The organism is Candidatus Cloacimonadota bacterium (genome assembly GCA_020532355.1).
Classification (GTDB): Bacteria; Cloacimonadota; Cloacimonadia; order Cloacimonadales; family Cloacimonadaceae; genus UBA5456.
In genome coordinates, this window is the sequence record JAJBBD010000054.1 from 1 (window position 1) to 2,867 (window position 2,867).

Consider the following 2,867-nt stretch of genomic DNA (forward strand, 5'->3'; position numbering starts at 1 on the left):
GAATACCAGCATTTGAGGCGGCTGGATTTAGTCAACTGATTTGTTTGATACAGAGTTGTAGCTGTCATGGCCCGGAGATGCAGCGGTGCCCGATGCATTATCCTGTCGTGCAGTTCATATTCGACCCCCCCAAATTGTGAAGAAAGATCATTCGATTTAAATATCAACGACGCATCCTGATCCACTAACTCAATTTGCGTGCGTATAATGTCAACAACCTAAACCCACCTCTCTAATCAACCTTTCTATTACTAAACATTGGCCTACACACAGTGGATCAATGTGGTATTTTCCACCATAAATTGGAAAGTGTGAGGTGAAATCTACAACTGATGCAATTCCCTTTGCAGGCCAGATCATTAGTCGAATTATTGCGACAAATCCGTGACCATAATAGGTATTTTTGACCACGCTCAATGGTTTCTACTGCCTTCAACTTATTGACTATTAATAGATTGTAATTAGGGCTAACAACGGAATAGAAGATGCGTCCTATATGGATCAAATATACTGATGATATATATTCACGAACAGGAGGAAAAATGAAATTCTTCGTGATCATGTTATTCACATTGGTTATAACGACCATGGCTTTTGCGTATACTAATAATGTTGGTAACTTTTCTTTGGTACAGTGGACTGCTGATCTCCAAGGTGATTGCGTGATAGGATATAACAATCTAACAAACAATAGTGTTGAAACCATCGCAACATATTCGCTAGTATCGCGAAAAATGGTCGGGAATAGCTGGGAAAATTACGTCACGCATTTCCAAGGAGAAACGAAGTATTGTTTGTCACCATATGAAGAAGCCAATGTTAATCTGTTTAGCTTATCAAAGCTTCGCAGCTATAAACCTCGAGCAGATTTTAAGAACGGAAATCTGAATTTGTATTATTTTATGCGATTTTCAGTATACGAGAAAATTGGTGGTGAATGGATCAAATCATCCTACGATAACTGGGAAGTTCCCGCTTTTTAAAAAACATTCGATGATAATCAGTACCGTAAAGATAATTAGCATATAAGTAGACTGACACAGATGGAGGATTAGGTGAAACTCGTATTATCAGCAGCTATGACATTTATACTCAGCGTAGCATTTTGCCAAAGTTGGGTTATTGTTCCTCTCGACCACGAGATGCCATACAAGAATCAATGGAAAAAGACTTATTACTATGTGGCTAAGAACTATGGGGTAGAGGTATTCTCTGAGAACGATGGTTATATTTGGTCAGGACGGAAACAGATATCATCAACGAAATGGTACGAGTTAGAGATATTATTCTCTGAAACGAGAGAAACTATAGAATTTAGGTATATTAAGATAACGCAGGACCCGAAAAAGGGACTTACATATTCATCGAACAATAGCACGGTGAATACTATAAGAATGGACTTGATGGGACTACTTGGAAGAGTTATTCGATAGGAGAAGAAATATGATGAAAACGTTTAGGGTAATTGGACTATCAGCCATATTCGCAGCATTATGTGCTGTATCATTTGCTGCAGCAAAAAAGCCTGTAACATTTATTGAAACAAATGAGCCTGGATGGTCTTCAATTGAAATTCGTGAGGGACTGTCTGAAGATGAAGTCTGGAATACCATAGTGGATATTATTGCAAAATCTTTTCAGATTCAACTACTATCAAAAGACAGTGGTTATTTAAGAACTAGCTGGAGTTATTCTTGGGCTACGGGAAAAACTAGCCAGAAATATAGGGTTAGACTAGTCGTAAAAATCAATTATGCTAAAAATATTGTTGATATCAGATCTGAAGCTAACTATTTAATTAACAATGTGTGGGTTGAGGGAACAGATACACGTCTGCTTCAAACAGTTAAAAGAGATATGTCTGGCCTCATATCCAGGGTAACGCAATAGTGTACTGATGGTATGATGAAACACCCTGGAATTCCAATTTCATTTCAATTATAAACTGACACCAAAGCTGCAAGTTGAGACACAAGGGGAAAGTGGAGATAAGGCTTTGATTGGTGGTTAGTTGCGATGGACTGGCTTTGGAAATGTCCAAGCGCTTATTTTGGACTGGTTTGGACTAGTTTGTGACAGTTTTACAGCAATTTTGGATAGCGTTTGGAAAGGCTTTGGAAAGAGCAGTTGGGAAATCGTATCTTTGAAATTAGAAAAACCGCAATTTGAGAGCGATTGTGCCGATCAGGAAAGCTCCGTAATTCCAATCTGAATCTAAAACAAGAACCGGATAGTCTATATTAAATGGTTGGAGGATAATCTGTTGCCTGTGGTGGTCGATCTGCACCTTCTTGATGGTGAGACCATCGTCAGCCCGAGAAACTACATTGCCCGGGCTATGATTATATACTCCTTTAAGATTTGAAACTTGAAACACACCGTAATCGTACTCAGCCTTGTATCTCATTCCATTATACCAGTACCTACTTATCTTGTCAATTAATGCAGAAAGCTCCCTTTTATGTTGTTTCAAGTCGTCTTCTAATGCCACTGCTTTTGAGAGCAATGTCAAGTTTTCAAGAATAACAAACTCGTTTAGTATGATTTTTCCATAGCCATAGCAATTTCTACAATCGGCATTTGCAGATTCCCTGTCACAATTTGCAAGTTTCGGTGATCTAAATTGCACATGTCCTGTCACAAACACCTCAATAGTGTCTTGTAAAGGATGTCCTACGATGCATAAGGATGCGACAGTTTGCAGATTTCGATGCACAATTTGCAGATTTCGTTGTCACTATAAATCTGGATTTCCCAATCTCTCTGTCAGCTCTGTTGACAGTGTTAATCAAGTGGTCATCAAGCGTTCATCAAGCGTTAATTATTAACGCTTGATGAACGCTTGATAAAGAAGTGATGAACGCCAC

The 2,867-nt window shown here is 38.6% G+C and carries 3 protein-coding genes; 2 read left to right on the forward strand and 1 reads right to left on the reverse strand.

The window, feature by feature from the left end:
* Positions 1–542: 542 nt before the first annotated feature.
* Together LHW48_01610 and LHW48_01615 are read left to right on the forward strand one after the other, a co-directional pair.
* Positions 543–983 (forward strand): hypothetical protein, encoded by a 441-nt coding sequence (locus tag LHW48_01610; protein MCB5259161.1) that lies wholly within the window; start codon positions 543–545, stop codon positions 981–983.
* A gap of 460 nt (positions 984–1,443) precedes the next feature.
* On the forward strand, positions 1,444–1,890 hold the full coding sequence (locus LHW48_01615) for a hypothetical protein (GenBank protein ID MCB5259162.1): 447 nt from the start codon (positions 1,444–1,446) through the stop codon (positions 1,888–1,890).
* A 259-nt stretch (positions 1,891–2,149) separates the two neighbouring features.
* Here LHW48_01615 and LHW48_01620 read toward each other — a convergent pair whose 3' ends face one another.
* The gene (locus tag LHW48_01620) at positions 2,150–2,641 is read right to left on the reverse strand and encodes a hypothetical protein (protein MCB5259163.1); all 492 of its coding nucleotides are present in this window, start codon (positions 2,639–2,641) and stop codon (positions 2,150–2,152) included.
* Positions 2,642–2,867 lie beyond the last annotated feature (226 nt).

Excerpts from the sequence above, each read along its gene's own strand:
- LHW48_01610 (MCB5259161.1), top strand. The coding sequence starts at position 543 with ATGAAATTCTTCGTGATCATGTTATTCACATTGGTTATAACGACCATG.
- LHW48_01615 (MCB5259162.1), top strand. The coding sequence starts at position 1,444 with ATGATGAAAACGTTTAGGGTAATTGGACTATCAGCCATATTCGCAGCA.